We start from the raw sequence: 3701 nt of genomic DNA, 5'->3' as shown, positions 1-3701 counted from the left end.
ATGTCATTTCCGATCGCACACACGGAGTTCTCATGGCTGGCGCAATGCGGAAGGTCGGCGAGTATCTCGGCCTCGTGGAACAAGCTGACTTCGACGACGAGTTCGAGGATGACATCGACGACCACGCACCCGTGAGCAGGCAGCCTGCTGTCGTACGCCCGGCGCCGGTCTCGAGCATCGACGACCACCGCCGTCCCGAGCGTCGCCCCGAGCGCCGCGCGTCCACCGCGTCCGACCTCGCGCGCATCGAGACGGTGACCCCGCGCACCTACAACGACGCCCGCACGGTGGGTGAGCACTACCGCTCCGGAGTCCCGGTCATCATGAACCTGTCGGAGATCGACGACGACGATGCCAAGCGCCTCGTCGACTTCGCCGCCGGTCTGGTGTTCGCCGTCCACGGCTCGATCAATCGCGTCACCGCCAAGGTCTTCCTCCTGTCGCCCGAGAACATCACGGTGACGGACGAGGACAAGCAGCGCATCGCTGCCGGTGGCTTCTACAACCAGAGCTGACGCATGGAGCTGGTTGGCGACATTCTCGACCTGATCCTGTTCGTTGCCATCGTCGTCCTGATCGCCAGGTTCGTCCTGGACTGGGTGCAGATGCTGGCTCGGCACTGGCGGCCACGAGGCCTGGTCCTGGTGTTCTGCGAGGGTCTCTACTCGATCACGGACCCACCGCTGCGCGCTGTGCGGCGGGTGATTCCGCCGCTTCGGCTCGGCTCGGTCATGCTCGACCTGTCGCCGATGGTGCTGCTGATCGGGATCTTCATCCTCCGCGCCATCGTCCAGAGCGTCTTCTACTGAGAGGTTCCCAAGAGTCTCCCGGGCGACCCGCGGAGATTGGGACTCATGTGGAGGAAGTGAACGCGGGCAGAGTACGGTGGAGGCTCAGAGTCCCCAGGACTACCCCCAACCCCGAGGTGTACTCATGCCATTGACGCCAGAGGACGTGCGTAACAAACGATTTACGCCTGTCCGTCTTCGCGAAGGCTATGACATGGGCGAAGTGGATCAGTTTCTCGACGAGGTCGAGGCCGAGCTCGAGCGACTCACGGTCGAGAACGAAGAACTTCGCGCCAAGGTAGCCGCCGCATCGACCGGCGAACCGACCGGTCTCATTCCCGCAGTCCAGCCGGCGACCCCGGCTCCGCAGGCTGCGCCGACCCCGGCCGTCCAGGAGCCTGTGCAGCAGTACACGCCGCCGCCCCCGCCGCCCGAGCCGGTCCAGCAGGCACCTGTCCCCACGCCGGAGCCGACTCGTTCGGCACCGTCGATGGGTGACGCGTCGTCCGCCGCTGCCCGGTTGCTGGAGATCGCGTCGTCCAACGCCGACCAGCTCATGGAGGCCGCCAAGGAAGAGGCGGACCGCATCGTGGGTGAGGCTCGTGCCAAGGCCGAGCGTCTGGTCAACGAGGCGCGTGGCAAGGCTGACCGACTCGAGACCGATGCCCGCATCCGCGCGCAGAAGCTCGACGACGAGACCAACGAGCGCCGCCAGCAGGCCGTCGCGACGATCGAGCGGGATCGCTACGAGATCCAGCGTGAGGTCGAGCACCTGCGGGCGTACGAGCGTGAGTACCGGGCCCGGCTCAAGAACTACTTCCAGAGCCAGCTCGACCAGCTTGCGGCCAACGAGAGCACCAACAGCTCGCAGCCTGTCCAGGCTCCGGCAGACGCGGGTCCCCGCCGTCTCCGGTCCCTGCTGGGCGACGACGAGAGCTTCTGAGCAGCAGCTGACACCGAGAGGGCCCGTCACCGTGAGGTGACGGGCCCTTCGTCATGTCCGGACCAGTGCGTCAGGCCTTGGCGAGGGCGAAGCCGAAGCCGAGCTCCTCGTCAGTGAAGTCCGACGCCCCGTCACTCTCGCTGATCGACGTCGCCAGCACCTCGTCGGCGATCAGGGCGTCGTGGGCTCGCAGCGCGTCGGCCATCGGTCCCGACGCGGACCACGAGAGCGTGATGCGGTCACTGATGTCGAGGCCGGAGGACTTGCGAGCCTCCTGGATGACCCGGATCGCCTCGCGGGCGAAGCCGGCCAGCCGCAGCTCGTCGTCGAGCTCGAGGTCGAGCGCGACGGTCTCGCCCTGGTCGTTGACGACCGACCAGCCTTCACGCGGGCGCTCGGAGATGATGACGTCGTCGGGCCCGACCTCGACCGGGGAGCCGTCGACGTCGACCACGGCCGTGCCGTTCGCCGAGAGCGAGGCGGCGAGCGCGGCGGCATCGGCGCCGGCGATCGCTGCGGCGACCTGCGGCGTCTGCTTGCCGAACCGCTTGCCGAGGTTGCGGAAGTTGCCCTTGGCCGAGTGGTCGACGAGCTCGCCTCCGGCATCTGCCAGCGACTCCAGGGTGCCGACGTTGAGCTCCTCGCACACCTGGCCACGCAGGTCCTCGCCGAGCCGCTGCCAGGCCCCGGACGCGACGAGGGCGCGGCGCAACGGCTGGCGCGTACGTACCTTGGCCTCGGCGCGGGCGGCCCGGCCGAGCTCGGTCACCCGGCGGGCGAGGTCGACGCGGGCGCCGAGCCCCTCGACGATGAGCGACTCGTCGGCGACCGGCCAGTCGGCCAGGTGCACCGACTGCGGTGCGCCCGGCGTCACCGGCAGGATGACGTCCTGCCAGACCCGCTCGGTGATGAACGGCGTCAGCGGCGCCATGAGCCGGGTCAGCACGTCCAGCGTCTCGTGCAGGGTCGCGAACGCCGCGGTGTCGCCGCGCCAGAAGCGGCGACGCGACCGGCGGACGTACCAGTTGGACATGTCGTCGACGAACGTGGCGATGCGCGCACCGGCGGCCTGCGTGTCGAATGTCTCGAGCGCCGCCGTGACGTCGCGGGTCAGCGTGTGCAGCTCGGACAGCAGCCACTGGTCGAGCACCTCGCGCTCGGCGACCTGCGGCACCTCGCCGGCTGCGGGCGTCCAGCCCTCGGTGCCGGCGTAGAGCACGTGGAACGCCGTCGTGTTCCAGTACGTCAGCAGCACCTTGCGGACGATCTCCGACAGGGCGGTGTGGCCGATGCGGCGCGGTGACCACGGCGATCCGGAGCACGCCATGAACCAGCGCAGCGCGTCGGCGCCGTGCTCCTCCATGAGCGGCATCGGCAGCAGGATGTTGCCGAGGTGCTTGCTCATCTTCTTGCCGTCCTCGGCGAGGATGTGGCCGAGGCACACCACGTTCTCGTACGAGCTCTGGTCGAACACCAGCGTGCCGACCGCCATGAGGGAGTAGAACCAGCCACGGGTCTGGTCGATCGCCTCGCAGATGTACTGCGCGGGATAGGCCTGCTCGAACTTCTCCTTGGAGCCCTCGACGTGCGGGTAGCCCCACTGCGCGAACGGCATCGAGCCGGAGTCGAACCAGGCGTCGATGACGTCGGGGACCCGGCGGTAGGTGCCGGACTGCCCCTCGATCTCGAACGTCACCTCGTCGATGAACGGGCGGTGGGGGTCGAGGTCGGTGAGGTCACGACCGGTCAGCTCGGACAGCTCGCGGAGCGAGTCGACGCACACGAGCTTGCCGGGGTCCTCGTCGTTGCGCCAGATCGGCAGCGGTGTGCCCCAGTAGCGGCTGCGGGACAGCGACCAGTCGATGTTGTTGGTCAGCCAGTCGCCGTAGCGGCCGTTCTTGATCGTCTCGGGGAACCAGTTGGTGCCGGCGTTCTCGGCGAGCAGCTTGTCCTTGATCGCGGTCGTGCGG

The 3701-nt window shown here is 68.3% G+C and carries 4 protein-coding genes; 3 read left to right on the top strand and 1 reads right to left on the bottom strand.

Annotation, left to right across the window (positions count from 1 at the left end; genetic code table 11):
- Window positions 1-32 precede the first annotated feature (32 nt).
- The 3 genes from V6M46_RS06095 (at window position 33) to V6M46_RS06085 (ending at window position 1731) form a co-directional block, all read left to right on the top strand.
- Window positions 33-515, top strand: a complete 483-nt coding sequence (locus V6M46_RS06095; protein ID WP_332662887.1) for a cell division protein SepF — start codon at window positions 33-35, stop codon at window positions 513-515.
- Between the two features lie 3 nt (window positions 516-518).
- Window positions 519-809: a YggT family protein gene (locus V6M46_RS06090; protein ID WP_332662886.1), complete on the top strand. Its 291-nt coding sequence runs from the start codon at window positions 519-521 to the stop codon at window positions 807-809.
- 124 nt (window positions 810-933) lie between these two features.
- Window positions 934-1731, top strand: coding sequence for a DivIVA domain-containing protein (locus V6M46_RS06085; protein WP_332662885.1), 798 nt, complete (start codon window positions 934-936; stop codon window positions 1729-1731).
- 70 nt (window positions 1732-1801) lie between these two features.
- On the opposite strand, the gene V6M46_RS06080 is transcribed toward V6M46_RS06085, so the two are convergent.
- The coding region (locus V6M46_RS06080) for a class I tRNA ligase family protein (protein WP_332662884.1) at window positions 1802-3701 on the bottom strand (1900 nt) is incomplete at its 5' end.

Origin of the sequence: Aeromicrobium sp., from assembly GCF_036676885.1 — a bacterium.
Classification (GTDB): Bacteria; Actinomycetota; Actinomycetes; order Propionibacteriales; family Nocardioidaceae; genus Aeromicrobium.
The sequence above is the reverse complement of the archived record's forward strand: the minus strand, read 5'-3'. Positions and strand labels throughout refer to the sequence as shown.